Origin of the sequence: Caulobacter sp. SSI4214 (genome assembly GCF_012184455.1) — a bacterium.
Classification (GTDB): Bacteria; Pseudomonadota; Alphaproteobacteria; order Caulobacterales; family Caulobacteraceae; genus Caulobacter; species Caulobacter vibrioides_E.
Genome location: NZ_SZWJ01000027.1, coordinates 12,009 through 37,875, shown reverse-complemented (window position 1 = coordinate 37,875; position 25,867 = coordinate 12,009). Strand labels below are relative to the sequence as shown.

24 protein-coding genes are annotated in these 25,867 nt (G+C 68.7%); 18 read left to right on the top strand and 6 right to left on the bottom strand.

What is annotated here, in order from left to right; genetic code table 11:
* Positions 1-23: 23 nt before the first annotated feature.
* Both FCU40_RS10370 and FCU40_RS10365 read left to right on the top strand, forming a co-directional pair.
* Positions 24-3,620, top strand: a complete 3,597-nt coding sequence (locus FCU40_RS10370; RefSeq protein WP_168074734.1) for a hydantoinase B/oxoprolinase family protein — start codon at positions 24-26, stop codon at positions 3,618-3,620.
* Positions 3,605-4,102, top strand: a complete 498-nt coding sequence (locus FCU40_RS10365) for a low molecular weight protein-tyrosine-phosphatase (protein ID WP_168074733.1) — start codon at positions 3,605-3,607, stop codon at positions 4,100-4,102. Before FCU40_RS10370 ends, FCU40_RS10365 begins: the two co-directional genes overlap by 16 nt.
* Here the strand turns inward: FCU40_RS10365 and FCU40_RS10360 are convergent.
* From FCU40_RS10360 to FCU40_RS10345, 4 genes are all read right to left on the bottom strand, one after another.
* Positions 4,099-4,572: a hypothetical protein gene (locus tag FCU40_RS10360; protein ID WP_168074732.1), complete on the bottom strand. Its 474-nt coding sequence runs from the start codon at positions 4,570-4,572 to the stop codon at positions 4,099-4,101. The genes FCU40_RS10365 and FCU40_RS10360 overlap by 4 nt on opposite strands.
* Before the next feature lie 143 nt (positions 4,573-4,715).
* Positions 4,716-5,348 (bottom strand): DUF1190 domain-containing protein, encoded by a 633-nt coding sequence (locus FCU40_RS10355; protein WP_168074731.1) that lies wholly within the window; start codon positions 5,346-5,348, stop codon positions 4,716-4,718.
* An 8-nt stretch (positions 5,349-5,356) separates the two neighbouring features.
* On the bottom strand, positions 5,357-5,770 hold the full coding sequence (locus FCU40_RS10350; RefSeq protein WP_004617812.1) for a DUF350 domain-containing protein: 414 nt from the start codon (positions 5,768-5,770) through the stop codon (positions 5,357-5,359).
* A gap of 9 nt (positions 5,771-5,779) precedes the next feature.
* Positions 5,780-6,421, bottom strand: coding sequence for a DUF2491 family protein (locus tag FCU40_RS10345; RefSeq protein ID WP_168074730.1), 642 nt, complete (start codon positions 6,419-6,421; stop codon positions 5,780-5,782).
* A gap of 164 nt (positions 6,422-6,585) precedes the next feature.
* Here FCU40_RS10345 and FCU40_RS10340 point away from each other — a divergent pair, with 164 nt between their 5' ends.
* From FCU40_RS10340 to pelA, 4 genes are all read left to right on the top strand, one after another.
* Positions 6,586-7,257 carry a DUF2170 family protein gene (locus FCU40_RS10340; RefSeq protein ID WP_168074729.1) on the top strand — a complete coding sequence of 224 codons (672 nt, stop codon included), beginning with the start codon at positions 6,586-6,588 and terminating at the stop codon, positions 7,255-7,257.
* A 26-nt stretch (positions 7,258-7,283) separates the two neighbouring features.
* The gene (locus tag FCU40_RS10335; RefSeq protein WP_004617806.1) at positions 7,284-8,042 is read left to right on the top strand and encodes a PspA/IM30 family protein; all 759 of its coding nucleotides are present in this window, start codon (positions 7,284-7,286) and stop codon (positions 8,040-8,042) included.
* The gene (locus FCU40_RS10330) at positions 8,042-9,205 is read left to right on the top strand and encodes a glutathionylspermidine synthase family protein (RefSeq protein WP_168074726.1); all 1,164 of its coding nucleotides are present in this window, start codon (positions 8,042-8,044) and stop codon (positions 9,203-9,205) included. The genes FCU40_RS10335 and FCU40_RS10330 overlap by 1 nt, the downstream gene beginning before the upstream one ends.
* Before the next feature lie 110 nt (positions 9,206-9,315).
* Positions 9,316-10,629, top strand: coding sequence for a pectate lyase (gene pelA, locus FCU40_RS10325; RefSeq protein ID WP_168074725.1), 1,314 nt, complete (start codon positions 9,316-9,318; stop codon positions 10,627-10,629).
* 18 nt (positions 10,630-10,647) lie between these two features.
* Here the strand turns inward: pelA and FCU40_RS10320 are convergent, their stop codons facing one another.
* Complete coding sequence (locus FCU40_RS10320; RefSeq protein ID WP_168074724.1) at positions 10,648-11,385, bottom strand: copper homeostasis protein CutC; 738 nt, start codon at positions 11,383-11,385, stop codon at positions 10,648-10,650.
* A gap of 55 nt (positions 11,386-11,440) precedes the next feature.
* Here FCU40_RS10320 and FCU40_RS10315 point away from each other — a divergent pair, with 55 nt between their 5' ends.
* The 9 genes from FCU40_RS10315 to FCU40_RS10275 all read left to right on the top strand — a co-directional run bounded on the left by FCU40_RS10315 (position 11,441) and on the right by FCU40_RS10275 (position 20,743).
* Complete coding sequence (locus FCU40_RS10315) at positions 11,441-12,469, top strand: N(4)-(beta-N-acetylglucosaminyl)-L-asparaginase (RefSeq protein WP_168074723.1); 1,029 nt, start codon at positions 11,441-11,443, stop codon at positions 12,467-12,469.
* A 62-nt stretch (positions 12,470-12,531) separates the two neighbouring features.
* Positions 12,532-13,395, top strand: a complete 864-nt coding sequence (locus FCU40_RS10310) for a dienelactone hydrolase family protein (RefSeq protein ID WP_168074722.1) — start codon at positions 12,532-12,534, stop codon at positions 13,393-13,395.
* Positions 13,396-13,560: 165 nt separating this feature from the next.
* Positions 13,561-14,019: a MarR family transcriptional regulator gene (locus FCU40_RS10305; protein ID WP_168074721.1), complete on the top strand. Its 459-nt coding sequence runs from the start codon at positions 13,561-13,563 to the stop codon at positions 14,017-14,019.
* A gap of 31 nt (positions 14,020-14,050) precedes the next feature.
* A complete protein-coding gene (locus FCU40_RS10300) occupies positions 14,051-16,042 on the top strand; it encodes an FUSC family protein (protein WP_168074720.1) in 1,992 nt (663 codons plus the stop codon).
* Positions 16,039-16,245 carry a DUF1656 domain-containing protein gene (locus FCU40_RS10295; protein ID WP_004617794.1) on the top strand — a complete coding sequence of 69 codons (207 nt, stop codon included), beginning with the start codon at positions 16,039-16,041 and terminating at the stop codon, positions 16,243-16,245. The genes FCU40_RS10300 and FCU40_RS10295 overlap by 4 nt, the downstream gene beginning before the upstream one ends.
* Positions 16,246-16,264: 19 nt before the next feature.
* Entirely contained in the window at positions 16,265-17,155 is an 891-nt protein-coding gene (locus FCU40_RS10290; RefSeq protein WP_168074718.1) for an efflux RND transporter periplasmic adaptor subunit, read from the top strand.
* Positions 17,152-18,570, top strand: coding sequence for an efflux transporter outer membrane subunit (locus FCU40_RS10285; RefSeq protein WP_206677325.1), 1,419 nt, complete (start codon positions 17,152-17,154; stop codon positions 18,568-18,570). Before FCU40_RS10290 ends, FCU40_RS10285 begins: the two co-directional genes overlap by 4 nt.
* 59 nt (positions 18,571-18,629) lie before the next feature.
* On the top strand, positions 18,630-19,997 hold the full coding sequence (gene hemN, locus FCU40_RS10280) for an oxygen-independent coproporphyrinogen III oxidase (protein WP_168074717.1): 1,368 nt from the start codon (positions 18,630-18,632) through the stop codon (positions 19,995-19,997).
* Positions 19,998-20,098: 101 nt separating this feature from the next.
* Positions 20,099-20,743, top strand: a complete 645-nt coding sequence (locus FCU40_RS10275; RefSeq protein ID WP_004617788.1) for an OmpW family outer membrane protein — start codon at positions 20,099-20,101, stop codon at positions 20,741-20,743.
* Positions 20,744-20,751: 8 nt separating this feature from the next.
* Here the strand turns inward: FCU40_RS10275 and FCU40_RS10270 are convergent, their stop codons facing one another.
* Positions 20,752-21,402 carry a Crp/Fnr family transcriptional regulator gene (locus FCU40_RS10270; protein ID WP_241693587.1) on the bottom strand — a complete coding sequence of 217 codons (651 nt, stop codon included), beginning with the start codon at positions 21,400-21,402 and terminating at the stop codon, positions 20,752-20,754.
* Between the two features lie 131 nt (positions 21,403-21,533).
* On the opposite strand from FCU40_RS10270, the gene FCU40_RS10265 reads away from it, so the two are divergent.
* The 3 genes from FCU40_RS10265 to FCU40_RS10255 are packed head-to-tail and all read left to right on the top strand — an operon-like array spanning position 21,534 to position 25,791.
* Positions 21,534-23,603: a toll/interleukin-1 receptor domain-containing protein gene (locus FCU40_RS10265; protein WP_168074715.1), complete on the top strand. Its 2,070-nt coding sequence runs from the start codon at positions 21,534-21,536 to the stop codon at positions 23,601-23,603.
* Positions 23,600-24,001, top strand: a complete 402-nt coding sequence (locus tag FCU40_RS10260; protein ID WP_004617782.1) for a hypothetical protein — start codon at positions 23,600-23,602, stop codon at positions 23,999-24,001. Before FCU40_RS10265 ends, FCU40_RS10260 begins: the two co-directional genes overlap by 4 nt.
* Positions 24,002-24,039: 38 nt before the next feature.
* Positions 24,040-25,791, top strand: a complete 1,752-nt coding sequence (locus FCU40_RS10255; RefSeq protein ID WP_241693586.1) for an adenylate/guanylate cyclase domain-containing protein — start codon at positions 24,040-24,042, stop codon at positions 25,789-25,791.
* Positions 25,792-25,867: the final 76 nt, after the last annotated feature.

Genomic DNA, 25,867 nt, shown 5'->3' with positions numbered 1-25,867 from the left:
GAGCCAAGGAGTTCCGTCCCCTCATGAGCGCCACCGATCAGCAGCCGCGCGGCTGGGAGTTCTGGATCGATCGCGGCGGCACGTTCACCGATATCGTCGCGCGGCGGCCGGATGGATCGCTGGTCACCCACAAGCTGCTGTCGGAAAATCCCGAACGCTACGCCGACGCCGCTGTGGCGGGTGTTCGCGCGCTGCTGCCCGAGGGCGCGCGCGTCGACGCGGTCAAGATGGGCACCACCGTCGCCACCAACGCCCTCCTGGAGCGTAAGGGCGAGCCGACGGTCCTGGCGATCACCGCTGGCCACGCCGACGCCTTGCGGATCGGCTACCAGGCGCGGCCGAAGCTCTTCGAGCGCCATATCGTCAAGCCGGAAGCCCTCTACGACCGTGTGGTCGAGATCGACGAGCGGATCGGCGTCGAGGGACAGGTTCTGCGGCCGCTGGACGAAGCCGCCGCGCGGCGAGACCTCCGGGCCGCCTACGACGCCGGCTTCCGCGCGGTGGCGATCGTGCTGTTGCATGGCTTCCGTTTCACCGACCACGAGGGGCGCGTCGCGGCGATCGCCCGCGAGATCGGCTTCACGCAGGTCTCGGTCAGCCATGAGGTCAGCCCGCTGATGAAGCTGGTCGGGCGTGGGGACACCACGGTCGTGGACGCCTACCTCTCGCCGATCCTGCGGCGGTATGTGGACCAGGTCTCGACCTTGCTGGGCCACGACACGCGGCTGCTGTTCATGCAGTCGAACGGCGGCCTGACCGACGCGCGGGCTTTTCGGGGCAAGGACGCCATCCTGTCCGGTCCGGCCGGCGGCGTGGTCGGCATGGCGCGGACGGCGGCCGAGGCCGGCTTCGAGCGCGTGATCGGCTTCGACATGGGCGGCACCTCGACCGACGTCTGCCACTATGCCGGGGAGTACGAGCGGGCCTTCGAGACGGTGGTCGCCGGCGTGCGGATGCGCGCGCCGATGATGAATATCCACACGGTGGCGGCTGGCGGCGGCTCGATCTGTTCGTTCGACGGCGCGCGCCTGCGCGTGGGGCCGGCCTCGGCCGGCGCGGTCCCAGGACCGGCCGCCTATCGCCGGGGCGGACCGCTGACCGTCACCGACTGCAACGTCATGCTGGGCAAGCTGCGGCCGGAGTTCTTCCCCAAGGTGTTCGGGCCCGACGCCGACCAGCCGCTGGATGTCGACGCCGTGACGCGCGGCTTCGAGGCGATGGCGGGCGAGATCGCGGCGTCGACCGGCAAGGCCATGACGCCTCAGGAAATCGCCGAGGGCTTCGTCACCATCGCCGTCGAGAACATGGCCAAGGCCGTGCGGCAGATCTCGATCCAGCGGGGCTACGACGTCACCCGCTATGTGCTGGCTTGCTTCGGCGGCGCGGGCGGCCAGCACGCCTGCCTCGTCGCCGACGCCCTGGGCATGACCCAGGTGATGATCCATCCGTTCGCGGGCGTTCTCAGCGCCTATGGCATGGGCCTGGCTGACCTGCGCCTGATCCGCGAGGAGACGGTCGAGCGGCCGCTCGACGACGCGGGCGATCTGGCCGCGCGAGCGGCGGTCTTGGCCGGGGAGGCCGAGGCGGCTTTGCGGGCTCAGGAGGTGCCGATCGCTTCGGTGGAGGCGATCGCCAGCCTGCGCGTGAAGTACGCGGGGACCGATACGCCGCTGGTCGTCCCGTTCGATGACATCGCCGCCGTTCGCGCGGCCTTCGAAGATCAGCACCAGCGTCGCTTCGGCTTCACCTCTCCGACAACGCCGCTGGTGGTGGAGACCTTGTCCGTGGAGGCGATCGGCCGCTCGGACGCGGGCTCCGAACCGGATTTTGAGTCCGGCTCGTCAAAGGGAGTCCAGGCGCTCGCGACCGTCGAGGCCCGCATGGCCGGCGCGCTTCACGCGACGCCGGTGTTCGACCGCGAGGCCCTGCCGATCGGCGCTGAAATCCTGGGTCCCGCCATCATCCGTGAAGCCACCGGCACGACCGTGGTCGAGCCGGGCTGGCGCGCGAGCGTCGATCCTCGCCTGAATCTGATCCTCGATCGCGTCGTCGCCTTGCCGGCCCGCAAGGCGATCGGGACCGAGGCCGACCCGGTCATGCTGGAGGTGTTCAACAACCTCTTCATGGCCGTCGCCGAGGAGATGGGCTTCGCCCTGCAGAACACCGCCTATTCCGTGAACATCAAGGAGCGCCTGGACTTTTCCTGCGCCCTGTTCGACCGCGCCGGCAACCTGATCGCCAACGCCCCGCACATGCCGGTCCACCTGGGCTCGATGGGCGACAGCGTGCGGGCCGTCCGCGAGGGACTTGAAGAAAGCGGGCGCGGCTTGAAGCCCGGCGACGTCTACATGCTGAACGCCCCCTACAACGGCGGCACCCACCTGCCGGACGTGACGGTGGTCATGCCGGTCTTCGACCAGAACGCGGCCTTGATGTTCTACGTCGCCGCGCGGGGCCACCAGGGCGACATCGGCGGCGTGACGCCCGGCTCCATGCCGCCGACCAGCAGAACGGTGGAGGAGGAGGGGGTTCTCATCGAGAACTTCCTGCTGGTCGAGGACGGCCGCTTCCGCGAGGCCGAGACCCGGGCTCTGCTGGCCTCGGGCAAGTGGCCGGCGCGCAATCCCGACCAGAACATCGGCGACCTCAAGGCCCAGGTCGCCGCCTGCGCGCGCGGGGCCGAGGCCCTGACCGCCATGGTCGCCGAGTTCGGCCAGGCGGTCGTTGAAGCCTACATGGCCCACGTCCAGGACAACGCCGAGGAGGCGGTGCGCCGCGTGCTGGCGACGATGAAGAGCGGATCGTTCGTCTACGAACTGGACGATGGGGCGGTGGTCCGCGTGTCCATCGACGTGGATCAAGCGGCCAGAACGGTGTGTGTCGACTTCACCGGCACGAGCGACCAGGTCCCGACCAATTTCAACGCGCCGGCCTCGATCTGCCGGGCGGCGGCGCTCTACGTGTTCCGCACCCTCGTCGACGACGAGATCCCGATGAACGACGGCTGCCTGCGGCCGGTCGAACTCATCATTCCCGAGGGCTCGATGCTGCGGCCGCGCTATCCGGCGGCGGTGGTGGCCGGCAATGTCGAGACCAGCCAGGTGGTGGTCGACGCCCTTTACGGCGCTCTGGGCGTCATGGCGGCCGCCCAGGGGACGATGAACAACTTCACCTTCGGCGACGACCGGCGGCAGTACTACGAGACCATCTGCGGCGGCTCGGGCGCGGGACCGGATTTCGCCGGGACCGACGCGGTCCAGACCCACATGACCAACAGCCGCCTGACCGATCCGGAGGTGCTGGAGACGCGCTATCCGGTGCTGGTCGAGGCTTTTTCGATCCGGCGCGGCTCGGGTGGAGCGGGCGCCCGGCGGGGCGGAGATGGCGTCACGCGCAAGATCGGTTTCCGCGAGCCGATGACCGCGACCTTGCTCTCCAACCGTCGGCGCGTCCCGCCCTTCGGGCTGGAGGGCGGCGGGCCCGGCGCGGTGGGCGGGGCCTGGGTCGAGCGCGCCGACGGGACGGTCAAGGCGCTGGCCGCCACCGATCTAGTCGAGGTCGGCGCGGGCGACGCGATCGTCATCGAGACGCCGGGCGGCGGCGGTTGGGGGAGGGCGTGATGGCCAAGGCCGCGGTTCTGTTCGTCTGCCTGGGCAATATCTGTCGCTCTCCCCTGGCCGAGGGCGCCTTTCGGGCCGAGGCCGAGCGATGCGGCCTGGACGTCGTCGTCGATAGCGCCGGCACGGGCGGTTGGCACAAGGGCGAGCCGCCCGATCCGCGCGCCATCGCCGTGGCGCGCCGCCATGGCGTGGATATTGGCGGCTTGAGAGCGCGACAGGTGAAGCCGGACGACTTTCGCGTCTTCACCCACATCTACGCCCTGGACCACGACAATCTGAGCGGGCTGCGTCGGATCGCCCCGGCCGACGCTGCGGCCGAGGTGGATCTGCTTATGAACCTTGTAGCCGGGCGGCAGGGGCGCGCAGTGGCGGATCCATATTATGGCGACGAAGCCGGGTTCGATGTGACCTGGAATGAGGTGAGGACGGCCTCGAGGGCCCTGGCGACGCGGCTGGTCGAAGAGGGCTGGGCGAAGCTCTAATGCAGGGTGGGACGAGCGGGCGTCTCCGGCTCGTCGAACCGCATCGGCAGGGCCATGCCGTCACGGGCCAGGGCCGTGTTCAGGAAGCGCGCCATCACCGTCACGGCCTCGGGCTGGATCAGCATCGCCTCCAGCAGGCGCTGGGCGATCTCGGGCGAGGCGGGGCAGACGCCGCAAGCCGTGATCAGTCGCTGCTCATCCTCGGCATAGTCGCCGCAACCGGGCGAGGACACGCAAAGTGGACGCCGAATCTGGCCTTCCAAGGCGGTCATCATCAGGAGGAAGGCCGTGGCCACGCCGGGCGAAACCAGGGATCCGGCCGTCTTCGACAGGCGCGCCTTGGGCTCCTCGCCCAGCACCCGGGCCGCCACCCACTGGCGCAGCATCCACAGCAGGATCCGCTCGCCCTCGGCCAGGCCAGCGGGGCCGCAGTGAGGGATAGACTGATGGAGGAAAGGATCGGGCCGCACGCCTGAAATCTCCTCGCCGAAGCAGGGGGCCGACACCCGCCGTCGACGAACCGATCTCGGTGAGCGGCCCGATGCGTCTTGCGAACGCTTCGCAATTAAGCGCGAGGTCTAGTTGAGAGTCAATCGCAATTTATCGGTCAGTTCTAACCGCCGAAGCCGCCCTTGAAGCCCCCGCTGGAATAGCTGCGGCCGCCGCCGAACCCGCCGCGCGAGACCACGGAGGTGCGGGTCTGGACCTTGGGCGGCGCGCTGCGAATGGCGTCGGGCGGGTCGATGCTCTCGCGCGTGATGACCGTGCGGCCGGTGCTGTAATCGCGGTCCAGCCGTCCGCCCCAGGTCGAGTAGTAGCCGCCGCCGCCGTAGTCGTCATAGCGGCGATAGAGGCCCGCGCCGTGGTAGCCATCCATCATCCGGCCGATCACGAAACCGGCCAGCAGCGGCGTGAAGACGTCGTGGCCGCCATAGCTGCGCGGCACGCAGTTGCCCGGGCCGTAGACGTCCTCGCAGGTCGAGCGCGCCTCGTAGCGCGGCGCCTTTTCCTGGTCTTCCTTCTGGGCGGCCGCGTAGGAGGTTTCGCACTGCTGGACCGGGACCTCGCCGGCGTCCTTGCACTCCTGCAGGGTCTTGTAGCTGAAGGCCTGGACCTTTTCGCCCTGATTGGGATCCCAGCTGGCCTGCCCGCCATTGTGGTCGTCGCAACCGGCCAGGGTCAGGCTGGCCGCGCCGGCCAGCATGGTGGTGAGCTTGAGCGAAGCCGAGCGCTTGCGTGTGGTCATGCGAGATCTCACGAGGTCATGCAGGCGGCGTTCAGCACGCCGACGGCGATCGCGACACCGGCCAGATAGACGCCGATGGCTATCTCGCCGTTCTCGATCCGGGTCTTGACGTCTGGCAGGGCGATCAGGCGCACGCCGGTGAAGGCGGCGATCTGGATGACGCCGGCCAGGGTCGCCCAGGCCGCGAATTCCGGAAGGCTGACCGTGTGGGTCAGGGCCGAGCCGAGCGGCAGGACGTAGCCGATCAGCGCGCCGACCAGGGCGACGGAGGCGGCGGTGTTGCCGCTCCGGATCAGGGCCTTCTCGTCATAGGGCGTCGCCCATTGATAGACGGCCTTGAAGACGATGGTGAACAGGCCGGCCACGACGAAGGCCAGCAGGAAGGCGAGGGCGCCATCCTTGAAGCCGATGAAGTCGAGCATCTTCTCTCCCTAGGCCTTGAACTCGCCCACCGACAGCGGCAGGCCGATCATCGTCTCGTGCGTGACCTCGCCATCCTCGGGCTCGAGGGTCAGCGCCAACAGCAGTTCGCGGCCGTCGGCCGGAAGGTCGCGGTGGAACAGCATGGTGGTCTGGAAGAGCCGTTTGTCCGGCTCCTGGGACTCGCGATCGTAATAGACGTTTTCCCACAGGGTCACGGGGTCCTGCTCGACCGCGTCCTCGCCGAACCAGAAGCGGCGGTATTCGGGCAGGCCGTTGGGCTGGAAAGACCGCGCCCGCAGGCGGGCGTTCCAGGAAAAGCCGCCATCGCCGCTGCCCGGATAGTCGCTGGACCAAGGCAGGAACAGGGTGAAGTCGTTGGCCTTCTCGCCGGCGCGGTCGTCCGAGACGATCTGAAACATCACCTCGTCGTCGGTATAGAACCGATGGACGAAGACCCCGTCGCTCAGTTCGATCAGGCCTTGGGCGGTGATCTCCAGCGTGTCGCGGTCCAGGGCGAAGCGGGTCTCGGCCCCGAAGCGTCGCCAGGCCAGCGGGTCCAGCACGACGGTGCGGCCGATCGTGACGTTGCGAATGACCGGCAGGATGGAGCGGGGCTCCTCCGCCTTGCCGCCGAACAGTTTTCCGAACATCGAAGAATTCGCTCCCGCGAGCCCTCTAGCAACCCTTCCGCGTCTTCTAGCCGAAGAACGACGCGGCGTCCCCCAAGACCGCGCTTGCCCTCGGGTGAACTCGGTCGCAGGATGACGTCGGTCGGCGCCTTGTCAAGCGTACATGTTATGCGTACATGTAACGGATGCCTGCCAAGATCACCAGGGGCGCTCAGGCCGCCGAAAGAACCCGCGCGTGGCGTGAAGCCCGCCGGCAAGCCGGCTTCGTGAAGATCGAGGTCTGGGCTCCGGCGGCGTGCAAGCCCGACATCCTTTCGGCCGTCCAGGCGATCGTCGTGGAGTCGGTCCGCGGACCGGCCTTGCGGGCCAATCCCAATCCTCCCCGAGGCGTCAGACACATGGATTCCGTTATCGACACCGCCTGGACGATCAAGAGCCTGCGCGACGCGCTGGTCGAGACCAACCTGGTGCGCGAAGGCGAGATGAGCGCCGCGATCATCGAGGGCGTCGAGCCTGTCCTGCTGGTCACCATGCACGAGTTCGGCGATCTGCCGGTCTATGTCAGCGGCGGAGCGTTGCAGATGGTGGCGTCGACCATCCTGTGGCCCTGCGACGAGCAGAACGACCGCTCTGCCTTCAATGAGTTCCTGCTGAAGGCCCAGAAGGTCGTGCCCCTGTCGAACTTCGGCATTACCACCATCGACGGTCGTGACTATTACGAGCTGATGGGCGAGATTTCGTCCAAGACCACCCTGCAGACGCTGGTGATCGAGCTGCGCACCCTGGCGGCCAACGCCATCGCCGCCGCCAGCGACCTGCGTGAAACCTTCGAGAAGAGCCGCGTCGCGGCCGCCTGAAAGACAGAAGACCGGAGACTGACCTGATGTCGATGTGGAGCAAGCTCTCGGCCCTGTTCCGAGGTTCCGTTCACGACGGCGCCCAGACGGTGGTGGACGCCAACGCGCTGCGGATCCTGGACCAGGAGATCCGAGACGCCGACGCCGCCCAAGGCAAGGCTCGCGACGAGTTGGCCAAGATGGTGGCGCGCCGCCGCGCCCTGGAGACCGAGGTCGGCCAGCTGAACGATCAGGTGCGCAAGTACGAGGCCTCGGCCCGCGCCGCCCTGGCCAAGGGCGATCAAGCGCTCGCGCTCGAAGTCGCCCAGCGGATCGCCGATCTCGAAAAGGAGTCGACCCAGAAGGGCGGCCAGATGACCGAGCTGCGCGCCGCCGAGGACAAGATGCGCGGAGTCATCACCCAGACCGACACCAAGATCGAGGCGCTGCGGCGCGAGATCGACATGGTCAAGGTCAACGAGAGCGTCCAGAAGGCCCAGTCGGCGGTGATCTCGCGTTCGGGTTCGGCCAGCGGCGTCGTCGGTTCGGCCGCCGACAGCCTCAAGCGCATCAAGGAGCGCCAGGCCGTCCGCGAGGAGCAGTTCCGCCTGCACAACGAGTCCGAGGATCGCCGGACCGGCGCTGATCTCGACGCCAAGCTGGCGGCGGCGGGCATTCTGCCGGGCGGCGGCGGAGCCGAGGACGTGCTGGCTCGCCTGATGGCGCCCAAGGACGAGGCCCTGCCGCCGCCGGCCCTGGCCATCGAAGACAAGGCCAAGGTCGCCAAAGACGGCTCGAACGCCTGATGCGTCGCATCGACCTGACCCCTCGGCCCGACTGGAAGTCCAAGGCCGAGGCGGTCGGCTTTACCTGGCACCACGCCGACGGCCGCCGTTACTGGGACGAGCGGGCGGCCTACGCCTTCACGCTGGCTCAGATCGAGGACCACATCGAGCTGGCGACGCAGGCGTTGCACGCCCTGTGCCTCGACCTCGTGGACGAGGCGGCGACCAGCGACGCCCTGATGGCCCGGCTGAAGATTCCCGAGGCCGCGCGCGATGTCGTCGCAGCCTCGTGGAAGGCCCGCGACCCATCGCTGTATGGCCGCTTCGACTTCTTCTACGACGGAACCGAGCCGCCCAAGCTCTACGAATACAATGCCGACACCCCGACCAGCCTCTATGAGGCGGGCGTCTTCCAGTGGCTTTGGCTGGAGGACCTGATCGCCCAGGGGCGGCTTCCGGAAGACACCGACCAGTTCAACAGCATCCACGAGCGGCTGGCCGATCGCTTCCGCGCGATCTTCCCGGACGGCGGTTTCGTGCACTTCGCCAGCGACGCCGACTTCGTCGAGGATCGCCAGACGGTGCGTTTCCTCGAAGACATGGCCAGCCTGGCGGGGCTTGAGCCCAAGTTCGTCCCGACCACCCAGATCGGTCTCGACGCCGACGGGCGGTTCGTCGACCAGGACAACTACATCATCGGCGCGCTGTTCAAGCTGCACCCCTGGGAAGACATGCTGCGCGAGCCCTACGCGGCCAATATCGCCGGGTCGAGGACGCTGTTCCTGGAGCCGCCGTGGAAGGCGATCCTGTCGAACAAGGCGTTGCTGCCGCTGCTGTGGGAACGCCATCCGGGGCACCCGAACCTGCTCGAGAGCTATTTCGAGGACGATCCCAAGAGCGAGCGTCTCGGCGCCAGCTACGCCCGCAAGCCGCTGTTCAGCCGCGAGGGCGCGAACATCGAGCTCTGGAAGAACGGCCGCAAGGGCAGGGTGCTGGACCAGGGCTATGGCGAGGAAGGCTGGATCCGACAGGCCTTGAAGCCGCCGCCCAGGTTCGGATCGAACTATCCGGTCATCGGCTCGTGGGTGATCGGCGACCAGCCGGCGGGGATCGGGATCCGCGAGGATCACGGTCGCGTCACGCGCGATCGCTCGCGTTTCGTGCCGCATATCATTCAGGGATGAGACGACCGCTCCCAAGCGCCACAAGAACGCCCGTTTTCTAATTTTAGGAAACCGGTATCATTTTGGGTGAGGGCGTCCGCGCCGTGACGCTCCAGGGGAGAAACGCTCACATGTCCAAGCGCGCCGCCGCCATCGGCCTTTTCCTGTCCGCCAGTCTGTTGGCCGCGCCGGCCCTGGCGGGCGTCATCGGCCAGAACGTGCCGGCCCTGCCGATCACCGCCGAGCGGATCGCCCAATTGCCCGCCGACCAGCAACCGGCCTGGAAAGCCTATCTCGCGCGCTCGCAAGCCCAGATGCAGGCCGATCGCGCCGCCCTGGCCGCCGAACTGAAGCCGGGCGAAACCGCGCCGCCGCCGCTTCCCGCCACCGCCCACGGCGACGGCGGCATGGCGTTGCACAAGGCTCCGGCCTGGTACGCCTCGCCCGAGGCGCGCCACATCGCCGACGTCATCGTCAGCTTCCAGACCCCGGCCGGCGGCTGGAGCAAGAACCAGGACCGTCGCGGCGCGCTCCGCCTTCCGGGCCAGCCTTGGGCCTCGGACAATAGCTCTCAGCACCTGGGCAAGGACGATTTCGACGCCCCCCACAGTCCGCGTTGGAGCTATGTCGGCACGCTGGACAACAACGCCACCATCACCGAGATGCGCTTCCTGGCGAAGGTGGCGACGCAGGCCCCCGGCCCGGAAGGCGACGCCTATCGTCAGAGCTTCCTGAAGGGCGTCCATTACCTGTTGGCCGCCCAGTTCCCGAACGGCGGCTGGCCGCAGGTCTGGCCGCTGGAGGGCGGCTATCACGACGCGATCACCTATAACGACAACGCCGTCTCCGAGGCGGCGGCCCTGCTGACGGAAGTGTCGGAGGCCAAGGCCGAATTCGCCTTCGTGCCGGCGGATCTGCGCGCCAAGGCCGCCGAGGCCGCCAAGTGGGGGCGGCTGTGCATCGTCGCCACCCAGATCCGCGTGAACGGTAAGCTGACCCTGTGGGGGCAGCAGGCGGACCCCTTCACGCTCGAACCCGTGGGCGCGCGCAACTTCGAGCCGCCGGCCCTGGCGACCAGCGAGAGCGCCGACCTGCTGCTCTATCTGATGAGCCTGCCGGACCCGACGCCTCAGGAGGTGCGGGCGGTGCACTGGGGCGTGGCCTGGCTGAACCATCACGCCATCATGGGCAAGGAATGGACCGGCAAGGGCCAGACCGATGGCCGCCACCTGATCGACAAGACCGGCGCCGGCCCGATCTGGGCGCGCTACTATGATCGCAAGACCGAGAAGCCGATCTTCGGTGATCGCGACAAGTCGCTGCATGACAATGTCGACGACATTTCCCAGGAACGCCGCGACGGCTATTCCTGGTTCGGCGCGCAGCCGCTGAAGGTGTTCAAGGTCTATGGCGACTGGGTCAAGACGCACCCGCCGGGCCAGTAAGCCTTCAGGCTAAAGGCTCTAGAGCTGGCGCAGCACGCGGACAAGGTCCTCGACGATCTCGCGCCGCGTGTCGCGGGCCCCATCGGGCGTGAAGCCCAGCTCATAGGCGCGCGAGCCGTGATCGACACCGGGGAGCGGCGCGCTGCACGAGCCGTGGACCTCGGTGACGCGGGTGCGGGCGATCACCTCGGCGGCGTTGGCCGGATTGATCCCGCCGCCGGCCAGGATGGCGATGCGACCCCGGGCCCGCGCCGCCAGCTGGGCGATCCGCGCCGCGCCGGCCATGGCGTTCTGGGCCCCGCCCGAGGTCAGCACGCGCTCGAAGCCCAGGTCGATGGCCAATTCCAGCCCGGCCTCGAAATCGGGGACGAGGTCGAAGGCGCGGTGCAGGGTTACGCCCAGCCCCTCGGACTGCGCGATCAACGGCGCCAGCACATCGGCGTCCAGCTCGCCGTTGTCGCGATTGGCCCCGAACACCACGCCGGCCAGGCCCGCGTCGCGCGCGGCGTCAATGTCGCGACGCATGGCGTCCAGCTCGACCGCGTCGTAGCGAAAGTCGCCCTGGCGCGGGCGGATCATCGCGTAGATCGGAATCGGCGCCTTGCTCGCCTGGGCGATCAGGCCCGGCGCGGGGGTCAGGCCTTGCTGCCCAAGCGCCGCGCACAGTTCGATGCGATCGGCCCCGCCGGCGATCGCCGTCGCCAGTCCGGCGGGCGTGTCGACGCAGACTTCCAGCAGGATGCGATCGGCGGTCATCGTCTTCTCCAGGCCATGCTACGGAATCCGGGCGAACCTCTTGGAGCATACGTGGATGATGAATCGTAGAGGCCTGATCGGCGCTTCCCTGGTCGGATCGGCGCTGATCGGCGCCAAGGCGTCGGCCGCCGAGACCGTGACGCGGCTGGACGGGCCGTGCGTGATCTCGACCTGGGACTTCGGCGTCGCCGCCAACCAGGCGGCCTGGGCGGTGCTCTCGAAGGGCGGTCGCGCGCTGGACGCGGTCGAGGCCGGCGCCCGTGTGCCCGAGCAGGATCTGAAGAACCACAGCGTCGGCCGCGCCGGCTATCCCGACCGGGACGGCCATGTCTCGCTGGACGCCTGCATCATGGACGAGCTGGGCAACTGCGGCGCGGTGGCGGCGCTGGAACACATCGCCCACCCGATCTCGGTGGCGCGCAAGGTGATGGAGAAGACTCCCCACGTGATGCTGGTCGGCGCCGGCGCGCTGCAGTTCGCGCTGGAGCAGGGCTTCCAGTACGAGGAACTGCTGACGCCGGACTCCAAGGCCGCCTGGGAGGCCTGGAAGAAGGACGCCAAGTACCAGCCCAAGGCCAATAGCGAGGTCGGCGACTACGGCAAGACGACCGGGCAGCTCGGGACGCCGGGCGGCAAGGGCAACCACGATACGATCGGCATGTTGGCGATCGACGCCAAGGGGAATATCGCCGGGGCCTGCACGACCAGCGGCATGGCTTGGAAGATGCGGGGCCGAGTGGGTGACAGCCCGATCATCGGCGCGGGTCTCTATGTCGATAACGACGTCGGCGGCGCGACCTCGACCGGCGTCGGCGAGGAGGTGATCCGCAACGTCGGCAGCTTCCTGGTCGTGGAGCTGATGCGCCAGGGCCGCTCGCCGGAGGCCGCCTGCCGGGAAGCCGTCGAGCGGATCCTGAAGAAGAAGCCCCAGGCCAAGGACATTCAGGTCGGCTTTCTGGCCGTCAACAAGAGGGGCGAGGTCGGGGCCTGGGCGATCCAGAGCGGCTTCAGCTACGCCCTGTGCGACGGCCGCAAGCAGGACACGCTGCTGCCCGGCAAGGCCACCTATCCAGTGTCCGCGTGAAGAGGGTAGGCGAACGCGCGAGGCGGTTATAGCGTTCGCGTCCAAAGCTCAGGGAGACCGCCATGTGCGATGACGATATCCACCCCGGCCTCGTTCACGATCCGCGCCTCTCGCGCCGCGCCTTCGGTCTGATGACCGTCGCCGCCACCGGGATCGCCACGGTCGCGCGCGCCGACGACAAGGTCGAGGAAAAGGACGTCACGGTGAAGACCGCCGACGGCGTCGCCGACGCGGCGCTGTTCTACCCGAAGGGGAAGGGCAAGTGGCCGGCGGTGCTGCTGTGGCCCGACATCATGAGCCTGCGCCCGGTGTTCCGCGACATGGGCCGGCGCCTGGCCGAGGCTGGCTATGTGGTGCTGGTCCCAAACCTCTATTACCGCGTCCGCAAGGCGCCGGTCATCGACGGGACGTTCGACTTCTCCAAGCCCGACGACCGGGCCAAGCTGATGACGCTGCGACCCTCGGTGACGCCGGCCGGCACGGCCCGGGACGCCGAGGCCTATGTCGCCTTCCTGGACGCTCAGCCCCAGACCGACAAGAGCAAGAAGATCGGGACGCAGGGCTACTGCATGGGCGGCCCGCTGGCCTTCTATACGGCGGGTGTGGCGCCGGGGCGCATCGGCGCCGTCGCGACCTTCCACGGCGGCGGACTGGTCTCGAAGGACGCCGACAGCCCGCATCTGCTGATCCCCAAGACCCACGCCGAATATCTGATCGAGATCGCCGGCAACGACGACCAGCGGGAGCCGGACGTGAAGGACCAGCTGAAGGCGGCGTTCGCGTCGGCCAAACGCCCGGCCCAGGTCGAGGTGTTCGGCGGCTCGAACCACGGTTGGACCGTCAAGGGCAGCCAGGTCTACGACGAGCCCGCCGCCGAGCGAGCGTGGAGCAATCTGCTGGCGCTCTACAAGCGCGCGCTGGGTTAGGGCGCCGCCGTCTTTTTGGTCGAAACCAAGGCCGTCGCGGGGAACCGGCGACGGCCTTTTCGCGTCTTGAACCGGATCGTCCCATCGCGCGCCGGGTTGCGTTGAAATCGGTAGGATGCTATCTAAATTAAATAGGAAGCTACCTATCTAATTGATCGACGTTCCATGACCACTGCTCGCACCCTCGACGAACGCACCTTCGCCCAGGCCATTCTGCGCCTCGCGCGGGTCTATCGGCGCGAAGTCAATCGCGCCCTGGCCGCGCATGGCCTGTCGGACGCTCGGGCCATGCCGGTGCTGACCATCGCCCGCGCGGGCAACGGGATGCGCCAAGGCGTTCTGGCCGAGGAGCTGGGCGTGGAAGGGCCGTCGCTGGTCCGCATTCTGGATCAGCTTTGCCTCGGTGGTCTGGTCGAGCGTCGCGACGACCCCACCGACAAGCGGGCCAAGACCTTGCACCTGACCGCCGAGGGCCAGGCCCTCGCGGCCGTCATCGAGGACGCCGTGCAAGTGGTCCGCGCCCAGATGCTGGCCGCGGTCGGCGACGAGGACCTGGCCGCCGCGCTCAGGACCTTCGCCGCCTTCGAGGCCGCCCTGGACGCCGCGGCCAGAGAGGGCCTCTAGCGCCGTGCTCCCCAAATTCGATCGATGGACGATGCTGTTCTCGCTGAACAGCTTCGCGGCGGCGATGCTCGCCCTCTATATCGGCTTCGCCCTGGGCCTGCCGCGCCCCTACTGGGCGATGACGACGGCCTATATCGTTAGCCAGCCGCTCTCGGGCGCGGTGCGGTCCAAGGCGCTGTATCGCGTTCTGGGCACCATCCTTGGCGCCTCGGCGGCGGTGGTCCTCGTGCCGAACCTCGTCAACGCGCCCTGGCTGCTATCGCTGGCCCTGTCGTTGTGGGTCGGCGGCTGCCTGGCCGTCTCGCTGCTGGACCGCACCCCGCGAAGCTATCTGCTGATGCTGGCCGGCTATACGGCGGCGATCATCGGCTTTCCCAGCGTGTCCCAGCCGGGAGCGATCTTCGACGTCGCCGTATCGCGGGTGATCGAGATCGGACTGGGCATCCTCTGCGCGACCCTGGTGCATAGCCTGGTTTTCCCGCGGCCGGTCGGCGCGGTGCTGCGCCAACGGGTCTCGACCTGGCTGGGCGAGGCCGACCACTGGGCGCTGGACGTTCTGCGCGGCGAGGACGCCGAGGCGATCGCCCGTGACCGTCGCCATCTGGCCGCAGCCGCCAGCGAGATCCAGCTGCTGTCCGTCCACCTGCCGTTCGACACCTCGCGCCTGCGCGAGACCAGCGGCGTCGTGCGCGCCCTGCACGAGCGGATGCTACTGCTGATCCCGCTGCTGTCGGGGCTGGCGGACCGAATGGGCGCCCTGCGCGACGTCAAGGACAACCGTGTCCGCGCCGCCCTGAACACGGTCGTCGCCTGGATCGAGGCCGGCTCGCCGCGCGACGAGGGCCTGGCGCTGATCGCGCGGCTGGAAGAGTTGGCGGCCCGGCGTCGCGACTCGGCCTGGACAAGTCTGCTGATCGAAAGCCTGCTGGTGCGCCTTTCCGAGGCCGTCCGCGCCCTCGCCGAGAGCCATGCCCTGATGCGACGCCTTGACGATCCCGACGCGCCGCTGTCGCCGGGTCTGGAGGCCTCGGCCCGCGCCCGCGGGCGGACCCCGATGCACGCCGACCTGCCGCTGGCCCTGCTGTCGGGCGCGGCGGCCGCGATCGCGATCATGCTGTCCTGCGCGACCTGGATCCTGGCCGGCTGGGGCGACGGCGCGGCCGCGCCGATCATGGCGGCGGTGTTCTGTTGCTTCTTCGCGGCGATGGACGACCCGGTGCCGGCCATCAAGAATTTCGGCCTGTTCTCGCTGGTCTCTCTGCCGCTGGCCGCTCTCTACATGTTCGCCGTGCTGCCGGCGATCGACGGCTTTCCGATGTTGGTCGCCACCATGGCGCCGGTGCTGCTGTTCCTGGGCCTCTATATCCCCGACCCCAAGCGGGCCGGATCGGCCCTGGCCGTGCTGATGGGCTTCTGCAACGCCCTGGCCCTGCAGGAGACGTTCAGCGCCGACTTCGCCAGCTTCCTGAACAGCAATCTGGGCCAGTTCGTCGGGCTGATCTTCGCGATCCTGGTCACGGCCAGTCTGCGCTCGATGGGCGTGGACGCTAGCGCCAAGCGGCTTCTGAAGCGGACCTGGCGCGGCATCGCCCGCCTGGCGCGCGCCCGCCAGGCGCCGGAGCCGGCGGCCTTCGCCGCGATTCTGGTCGATCGGCTGGGAATCCTCACGCCCAAGCTGGCCCAGACGGGCGAGCGTCATGACTTCGTCGGCGTCGACACCCTGCGCGATCTGCGGATCGGGATGAATCTCGTCACGGTCCAGGCCGCCCGCGCCGACCTTCCGCCCGAGGGGCGCGTTTGCCTGGACGTCGCGCTGGAAGGCGTCGGCCAGCACTTCGCCGCCTTGGCCGCCGGTCGCCGCCAGCCGCCGGTCGCCGAGCTGCTCGCCCGCATCGACTCGGCCCTGCGGGGCCTTTCCGCCGCCCGCGCCGCCTCGGCGGTGCAAGGCGTTTCGGCCCTGGTGGGTCTGCGCCGCAACCTGTTCCCGGAGGCGCCCGCCTTCGTTCCGGAGATCGCTGAATGACCGGTGAAATCGATTTGAACGGCGTCTTCCTGTCGTCCGTCCTGGTCTCGGCCCTGATCGCCTTGGCCGCCTCGTTCGTGCTGCGTCGGCTGCTCTCTTGGGTCGGGGCCTACCGCTTCGTCTGGCACCCCGCGCTCTTCGACACGGCGGTCTTCGTCATCCTTTGGGCGGCCGTCGTCGCCTCGCCCGTCCTCAAGTTCTAGAGCCCCCGAAGTTTCGATCATGCCCCCCCTGAAAACCATCCTGCTGACCACCGTCCGCGTCGCCGTCACCGGCGCCGTCGTGATCGCCGCCCTGGTGGGCGGCAAGGCGCTGTGGACCCACTATCAGGTCGATCCCTGGACCCGTGACGGCCGCGTGCGCGCCGACGTGGTCCAGGTCGCTCCGGACGTTTCCGGCCTGGTCACGCGGGTCGACGCCGTCAATGACCAGACGGTCAAGGCGGGCCAGCCGCTGTTCTATGTCGACCGCGAACGCTACGCCCTGGCCCTGCGCCAGGCCGACGCCGCGGTGCAGGCCCAGCAGGCGACCTTGGCTCAGGCCCGGCGCGAGCTGGCGCGCAACCGCGCCCTCGGCGAGCTGGTCGCCGCCGAGGTGACCGAGCAGAGCCGGTCGAAGGTCGAGCAGTCGCAGGCCGCCCTGTCCCAGGCCGAGGCCGCCCGCGACGTCGCCGCCTTGAACCTTAAGCGCACCGTGGTGCTGGCCCCGGCCGACGGCTTCCTGTCGGACCTGACCCTGCGCACCGGCGACTATGTCACCGCCGGCAAGCCGGTGCTGGCCCTGATCGACAGCCGCTCGTTCCGCGTCGAGGGCTATTTCGAGGAGACCAAGCTTTCCGGCCTGCGTCTGGGGCAGCCGGTCACGGTCAAGGTGATGGGCGAGGACAAGCCCCTGAAGGGCCACATCCAGTCGATCGCCGCCGGCATCGAGGATCGTGACCGCGCGGCCAGCGGCAATCTGCTGCCCAACGTCAATCCCACGTTCAGCTGGGTGCGCCTGGCGCAGCGGGTGCCGGTGCGGGTGGCGCTGGACCAGACGCCGAACGACTTGCGCCTGATCGCCGGACGCACCGCCACCGTCTCGGTCGACATGATCAAGGGAGCGGCCAAGTGAACGCGCTGCGCGCCCTGGCCATGGCCGGCTCGTTGCTGGCCCTGGCCGCCTGTTCGACCGTCGGCCCGAACTACACGCTGCCCGCCGAAGCCAAGATCAACGCTCCGACGGCGCGGGGTCCCTTCATGGGCGCGAACGCGCCGGCGGTCAGCCAGGCCCCGCTGCCGGCCGGCTGGTGGAAACTCTATGACGATCCGGTGCTGAACGACCTCGTCCAGCAGGCCTTGGCCGCCAACACCGACCTGCGCGTCGCCGCCGCCAATCTGGCGCGGACCCAGGCCATCGTCAGCGAGGCCGACGACGCCGGCGGCTTCAAGACCGGCGTCTCGGCCGCCGCCCTGCATTCGCGGGAATCCGGCGAGCAGTACCTGCTCAGCGAGCAGCTGCCGGTCGAGAACCTCGCCGATGTCGGGGTGAAGGTCTCCTACCAGGTCGATCTGGTCGGCCGTCTGAAACGCGCCGCCGAGGCCGCTCGCGCCGACGCCGAGGCCAGCGAAGCGGCCCTGGACCTCGCCCGCGTCAGCGTCGCGGCCGACGTCGCTCGCGCCTATGTCGACGCCTGCGCCAATGGCCACGAATTGGCCGTCGCCCGCCATACGGTCGATCTGCAGGCCAAGAGCCTGGCCGCGACCCAGGCCCTGGTGAAGGCCGGTCGCGGCGCGGTCATGGATGTCACCCGCTCGCGGGCTCTGCTGGATCAGTCGCGCGCGGCTCTGCCGGGGTTCGAGAGCCGCAGGCGCGCGGCGCTGTACAAGCTGGCCACGCTGACCGGCAAGCCGCCCGCCGAGTTTCCCAAGGCGGTCGAGGCCTGCGTGGCGCCGCCCACGCTGAAGCAGCCGATCCCGGTCGGCGACGGCGCGGCCTTGCTAAAGCGCCGCCCCGACGTGCGCCAGGCCGAGCGGACTCTGGCCGGCGCGACGGCGCGGATCGGCGTGGCGACGGCCGCCCTCTATCCGAACGTGACCCTGGGCTTCGGCGCCGGGTCGACCGGCCTTCTGGCCGACATCGGCCAACCGGCCGCCAATCGCTGGGGCCTGTCGTCGCTGATCAGCTGGACGATCCCGGGCCAGGGGGAGCGGGCTCGGATCCGCCAGAGCGAGGCCGGCGCCGACGCGGCCCTGGCTCGGTTCGACGGCGTGGTGCTGACCGCCCTGCGGGAGACCGAGACCAGCCTCGACGCCTACGTCCAGGACCTGCGGCGCAACGCCGCGCTCAAGGCGGCGCGAGACCAGGCGGCCCTGGCGGAGACCCAGACGCGCGCCCTCTACCGCGCCGGTCGCAGCCCCTACCTGGTCGGTCTCGACGCTCAGCGCACGTTGGCCAGCGCGGAGGCGGCCCTGGCGGCGTCGGACAGTCAGGTCGCCGCCGATCAAGTGACGCTATTTCTGGCCCTAGGCGGCGGCTGGGAGCGTTGATCTAGATCACGGCGAGACATCGCCTCGGCGCGCACGATCACCGCGCCGAGGAGATGCTCATGACCGCCCAGCCCGTCGTTTCACGCCACGATCTGCTGACCCGCTACGATAGCCGCGCGCCGCGCTACACCAGCTATCCGACCGCCCTGCAGTTCTCGAACGCGGTCGACGCCGACGTCTATGGCGATTGGCTGAGCGCGTTGGATCCGGCCGAGCCGGTCTCGCTCTACGCCCATATCCCGTTCTGCGATCGGCTGTGCTGGTACTGCGGCTGCAACACCCGGGTGGTGAACAAGCCGGCGCTGATCAGCGACTATGTCGATCACCTGATCGATGAGCTGATCCTGGTCGAAAAGCGGCTGCCTGGGCGGATCAAGGCGGGCGCGGTGCATCTGGGCGGCGGGACGCCGAACATGCTGAGCCGCGACGATCTGGTTCGCCTGTTCGGCGCGATGCGGCACGTGTTTCCCTTCGCGCCGGGCGTCGAGATCTCGGCCGAGCTGGACCCCGCCGTCCTGACGGAGGGTTGGGTGAAGGCCGCCGCCTTCCACGGGCTGAACCGGGCCAGCCTGGGCGTCCAGGACCTGGCGCCGCACGTTCAGGAAGCCGTCAATCGGATCGAGCCGTTCGACGTGGTGGCCCGGGCCGTCCATTGGCTGCGCCAGGCCGAGGTGGCCTCGATCAATCTCGACCTGATGTACGGCCTGCCCCGGCAGACGACCGCGGATGTGGTGGCGACGCTGGACAAGGTGCTGGCCTTGCGGCCCGAGCGGATCGCTCTGTTCGGCTACGCGCATGTGCCGTGGGCCCGGCCGCATCAGAAGCTGATTCTCGACGAGGACCTGGCCGACGCGGCGGGGCGCCTGGAGCAGAGCCAGGCCGCCGCCGAGCGTCTGGTCCGCGCGGGCTACGTGGCTATCGGCCTCGATCACTTCGCCCTGCCGAGCGACAGCTTGGCGCTGGGCCTGGCCTCGGGAACGCTGCGGCGGAACTTCCAAGGCTACACGACCGATCCGCATCCGACGCTGATCGGGCTGGGGGCCTCGTCGATCGGGCGATTGCCGCAAGGCTATGCGCAGAACCAGAGCAGCGAAGTGATGTGGCGCGCGGCGATCGCGGCGGGCCGGCTGCCGGTGGCGCGGGGTGTGGCCCTGACCGACGACGACCGGCTTCGGGCCGACGTGATCGAGCGCCTGATGTGCGACTTCGCGGTGGACCTGGGCGTGGTGGCGGCGCGGCACGGAGTGTCGGCCGGTGTGTTCGTCGACGACATCGCCAAGCTGGAAAGCCTTCGCGCCGACGGTCTGGCGCGTGTCGATGGCGACGTCATCCGCCTGACCGAAGAGGGGCGTCCCTTCGTTCGGCTGGTCGCTCAGGCCTTCGACCGTCGTTCCGAGCCGCAAGAACGCTTTTCGCGCGCCATATAGTTTTTTTCGAAACTGACCGAGATCAAGGAAGTCAAGATCGGGTTCTGTAGACTTCATTGTGGCGACAAACAAAGAGGGTCGCCAGTTCTGGGGATAGACCTATGAAAAAGTTTGTTGTCGCTTCTGTTGCCTTTGCTGCTCTTCTCGGCGGCGCCGCGCAAGCGCAAGAGTTTTCGCCTAACGCCAAGGGCGACTTCATCGTCCACGCCCGCATCACCCAGGTCGCCCCGGACAAGGACGCCGCGATCCTGACGGCGGCCGGCGCGTCCACCGGGCTGAAGGCCCACGTCGCCAACGACGTGAAGCCGACCTTGGGCTTCACCTACTTCCTGACCGACAAGGTCGCCGTCGAAGCCATCCTGGGCACGACGCAGCACGATATCCGCGCTCAAGGACCGGGGACCGACGTTCTGGTCCACACCGCCTGGGTGCTGCCGCCGGTCGTCACGCTGCAATATCACCCGCTGCCCGCCGCGCGCGTCAGCCCCTATGTCGGCGCCGGCGTGAACTACATGCTGTTCTATAGCAGCAAGGACAAGAACGGCTTCACCGTGAAGCTCGACGACGGCTTCGGCTACGCCCTGCAAGCTGGCGTGAACGTCAAGCTGAAGGGCCCCTGGCTCCTGAACGCCGACGTCAAGAAGGTGTGGTTCAACACCGACGCCAAGATCAATGGCGGCGCGCTGAAGAGCTCGGTCGATCTGGACCCGCTGGTCTCGTCGATCGGCGTCAGCCGCAAGTTCTGATCTAGACCCTAGACCTCGCCGCCGATGCGTTCGACCTCGGCGGCGAGGGCCGGGACATTCAGCACGTGCAGGGTGCGACCGTTCTGGCGCACGATGTCCAGGCTGGCCAAGCGGTTCAGTTCACGTGTCACCGGTTCGCGCTGGCTGCCCAACAGGGCGGCCAGTTCGGCATGGGTGGGGCAGGGGCGGATCACCGCCGTCTGGCCGTCGCCGCCCGTCGCCGCCGCCATGCGAAGAAGCTCGATATCGACCCGGCAGGCCACCGAGATGGCGGTCAGCTCGAACAGGCGGTCGGTGAGGGATCGGGTCAGGCTGGCCATGTCCTCCAGCAACGCGCGCATGAAGCCGGTCGATTCGTGAAACAGGCGACGCACGAGGACTTGAGGCAGGCGGGCGATCCGCGCGTCCTCCATCGCGATGACGTTGACCGACCGGGGCAGGCCGTCGATGGCCGAGATCTCGCCGAAGTAGCCGCCCGCGACGATGCGCCGATAGCCCACCTCGCGCCCCGACTTGGCGTACTGGTTGGCCAGCAGCGCGCCGTCCAGCAACAGATAGACGCCTCCGTCCTGATCATGGCGCTGCAGGATCATCTCGCCCTTGCCAAAACGCAGGTGCTCGATCGCCGACGAAAGGGAGTCGACCTCGTCACGGCTCATGTGCCGGAACAACTTGTTGGCGCGATATTCTTTGGACAGCGGTTCGATCGCGGTAAGGCTCGAAGCGCGAAGGGGCGACGGCGGAATCACTGTCATCTGTTACGCTCCTGCTGTCGATCGGGGGACGACATATGGATAGTCGACAGCGGTACCGCGCCTTTATCAGCTATAGTCATCGGGATCGCAAAACCGCCGCTTGGCTGCATCGCGCGCTGGAGACCTACCGCGCGCCGAAACAGCTCCGGAGCGAGGGCGGAGAAGCGCTCGCGGGCGGCTTACGGCCGATTTTCCGTGATCGGGACGACCTCAGCGCCGCCGCCGATCTCAGCGGGGCGATCCGCGAAGCCCTGGACCGTTCGGACGCTCTGATCGTGCTGTGCTCGCCGGCCTCGGCGGCGTCGCGCTGGGTCGACCAGGAGCTGGCCTATTTCCTCGCGACGCGGGGTCCAGGGCAGGTGATTTGCGTGATCACCCCGTCCACGCCGCTCGCGACTCCGCTGGACGAGCTGCTGACCCCGGCTCTGCGCGCCGCCTTGCCCGTGGGCGTCGAACCCTTGGCCGTGGACTTGCGGCCCGGCGCCGACGGCCGGCGCCTGGCGCGTCTGAAGATCGCCGCGCGGCTGCTCCGGGTCAGTCTGGACCAGCTGGTTCAGCGCGACGCCCGCCGTCGTCTGCGGCTGATGTCCGCCTTCACCGCCCTGGCCCTCGCCGTCACCGTCGGCATGGGCGCGATGACCGTCTTGACCCTTCAGTCCCGCCAGATCGCGCGGGAGCAGCGCGACGAGACCGAAGCCCTGGTCGCCTACATGCTGGGCGATCTGCGCCAGCAGCTCGAACCGGTCGGCCGCCTGGATGTGCTGGACGGCGTCAGCGCCAAGGTGCTGGCCTATTACGCCAAGGCGCGGGACGACAGGCTGGACGACAAGGCCCTGGCCCAGCGCGCCAAGGCTCAGACCCTGCTGGGGACGATCCGCGAGCAACGCGGCGATCTGGTCGGCGCCGAGGACGCCTTCGGGCAGGCGGCGACCACGACGCGAACATTGGCCGAGCGGGATCCCAAGGATGGCCAGCGCATCTTCGATGAGGCGCAGAACGTTTTCTGGCTTGGCTATGTTCAGTGGCGGCGCGGCGACGTCGCCGGCGCCGAGCGTGGCTTCAAGCAATATGACGCCTTGGCGCGTCGGTTGGTCCAGCTGGATCCTCGCCGGGCCGAGTGGCGGGTCGAGGTGGCCTACGCCAACAACAACCTCGGCACGCTGCTGTTCGAGCAAGGCCGGCCCGAGGAAGCCGCGGCCGCGTTCCGCAAGGCGCTGGCCGTGTTCGAGGCCGAACGGGCCCGAGCGCCCAAGGCCAAGGTCAACCTGGTCGGCGCCGCGAACTCCCGCGCCTGGCTCGCCGATTGCCTGGTCCGTCTGGGCCGTTTGCGCGAGGCCCTGGCCGAGCGCGAGGCCGTCAGCGCGCTGTTGGCCGAGGCCGCGGCTGGCGCGCGCGACGACAAGCGGCTTCTGGCGCGGAGCGTCGCGGCGGAGTCGGCGCTGCTCCGGCTGAGGTTCGACCTGGGAGAGGCCATCGCCTCTCGGCAGGCTTTCGAAGCGGCGACCCGCCGGCTCAACGAGCTGGCCGCTCTGGACCCCTCCAATGCCCGCTGGCGCGAGTATCAGGTAATCTCGCAGATGGACGCCGTGGACCGCATCGCCTGGACGGGCCCCGCCGGTCTGGCGAAGGCCAAGGCGCTGCATGTGGCCGCGGCCGCCAGTCTGGCCAAGCTGCGCGCGACCGGCGACGCCAACATCTGGGCCCCGGATCTGGATGGCCGGATGGCGATGCAGGCCATCGTCTTGGCTCAGTGCGCCGGCGACCAGCCCACAGCCAAGAGCTTGGCCGAGGCCCTGCTTGAACGCTTGCGGATACTCTCCGACAAGCGGGAAGGGGAGGGCGATCGGTCGGCCCTGCGAGGCTTCGCGCAACTGGCCGCGGGGGATCCGCAAGCGGCGATCTCGACGCTGTCGCCGCGCCGGGGATCGTTGTCTCCGGCGGTCATGGACACCCTGGCGCGCGCCTATCGGATGAGCGGCCGACGCGACGAGGCGGCGGCCATCGTGGAGGCCTTGGGGAAAGGCGGCTACGCCTCACCATCTTTCCTTGCCTTTTGGGGCGATTCCCTTCCTGGTGGTGTTGTTAGTCGGGAGGCAAGCACGTGACTGAACCCACGCCCCAAAAGGTTGTCGATCTGGTCATCGGCCTGGACGAGAACTTCAATTTCATGAACTACGCGGATCCGGCCAAGCCCACGCGCCTGACCATGGATCTGAGCGAACGCAGCCTGATGGTCTTCACGCTCAGCGATCAGCTGATCAAGGCGGGCTGGACGTTCCAACGCCGGCCGATCGAAATTCAGCGCGATTATGGCGTCAATTTCTCCAGCTATGCCTGGATGGAACATCACTATGAGGGCAAGCCAGCCCCGTTCACGCGCTTCAAGATCATCTATGAATGCGCGCGGATGGGCATCTACAGCTACAGCCTGATGATGACCGACTCCCACGGCCAGAAGATCGATCTGGATCCGGACGTCGAGAACGGCATGGGTCACGGTTGATCGATCGGGCGACGTTCGGTCGGGAGCAGGTCGCCGCGTTGATACAGCGCGGTGAGATCCTAGCCGCCTACGACATCGCCCGCGCCGCCCTCGAGGCGGGAGAGACCTCGCGCGAAGTCGCCTATGTCGCCGTGCTTTGTCTGGCGCGGGCCGGCGCGGCGGACTTCGCGAGAGCCGAATATGTCCGCCTGGGCCTGGCCCAGGCGGACGACTATCCCGAAGCTGTCGCGTTGGGCGCGCGCCTTCTGAAAGATGTGGCCCTGGCCTCGCTGGGGGCGCGGCGGGTTGCTTTCGCCAAGGCGTCGCGTCGCCGGTACGACGCGCTCCATCGACGTTTCGGCGGCCTTTACGGGGCGATCAACGCCGCCAGCTTGAGCCTCCTGGCCGGCGATAGGGTCGGCGCCAGAGCGCGCGCCGCGGCCGTCCTGGCGACGCCTCCGATCTCGGATACAAGGGACGAAGCGGGCTATTACGAATTGGCCAGCCGAGCCGAGGCCTGCTTGCTGACGGGCGACCTGGGCGCGGCGCGGGCGTTCCTGACCGAGGCGCTGGCGAGATCTCCGCACGCCTATGCGGCGCGGGCCTCCACCTTGCGCCAGCTTGAGATTCTGTGCGGTGAGTTGGGCGTCGATCCGACCTGGCTGGCCCCTTTCCGCCCGCCCGCCTGCGCGCATTTCACCGGCCACATCACCGATCTCACGGGCGAGCGGGCCTTGGATGGGGCGGGGCTAAGGCGGGACATCGACGCGGCGCTGAAGGACCAGCGGGTCGGCTTCGCCTATGGCGGCCTCGCCGCCGGCGCCGACATCGTCTTCGCCGAGGCCGTCCTGGACGCCGGGGCCGAACTGCATGTGGTGTTGCCGGCGAGCCTGGCCTCGTTCGTCGCGGTGTCGGTGGCGCCGTTCGGCGAGGCATGGATCGAACGGTTCGAGCGCTGCATGGCCCGCGCCACGTCGATCCGTTACGCCGCGCGCGATCCCTATCTGGGGGACGAGCAGGTCTTCGCCTATTCCAGCCAGTTCGCCATGGGCTGCGCGGTGCTGCGGGCCCAGACTCTATCGACGCAAGCCGTGCAACTGGCGGTCTGGGACGGCCACGTCGCGCCCGGGCCGGCGGGCGTTTCGGCCGATCTCGCCTATTGGGCGCGGGGAGGGCGGCCCGCCGTCACCATCGCGGTCCAGCGGCCGGCGCTGGGTCCTCGGGGCGCGATCATCCCTGAACCGGCGTCCGACAGGCGGGCCATGAGGGCCATGCTCTTCGCCGACGTGCAGGGCTTTGGCGGGTTGCGCGACGAACAGATCCCCGCCTTCATCGAGGGCGTGCTCGGGCGAATGGCCGATACGGTCGAAAGCCTGCGGACGCCGCCCACCCATGTCGAGACCTGGGGCGATGGCCTGTTTCTCGTCTTCGAGCGGCCGATCGAAGCGGCCTTGGCGGCCCTGGCTCTTCTGGAGGCGCATCGGAAATTGGATCTGGCGAGCCTGGGTCTGCCGCGCGGCCTTGGCCTGAGGATCGCCGGACACTATGGACCGGTGCATCTGCGAACCAATCCGCTGACCAAGGCGCCGGCGGTGATGGGCGCTCACGTGGTCGTGGCGGCGCGGATCGAGCCCGACGTGGCCCCCGGCTCGGCCTATGTCAGCGAAGCCCTGGCTGGCGCCTTGGCCACGCTGCACGGCGATCAGGTGCGCTGCGGCTATGTCGGTCGAACCCAGGCGCGGAAGGGGCTTCCGGCCATGCCGATCTTCAGCTTGTCGCGCGCCTACAGGGCCTCGTCCAGGACATCGTAGCGCCGCCGATGTGCAAATCCGCACATCCAGAACCGAGCTCCAGTGAACATGTTATGGCGTCGACCGCGACGGCCAA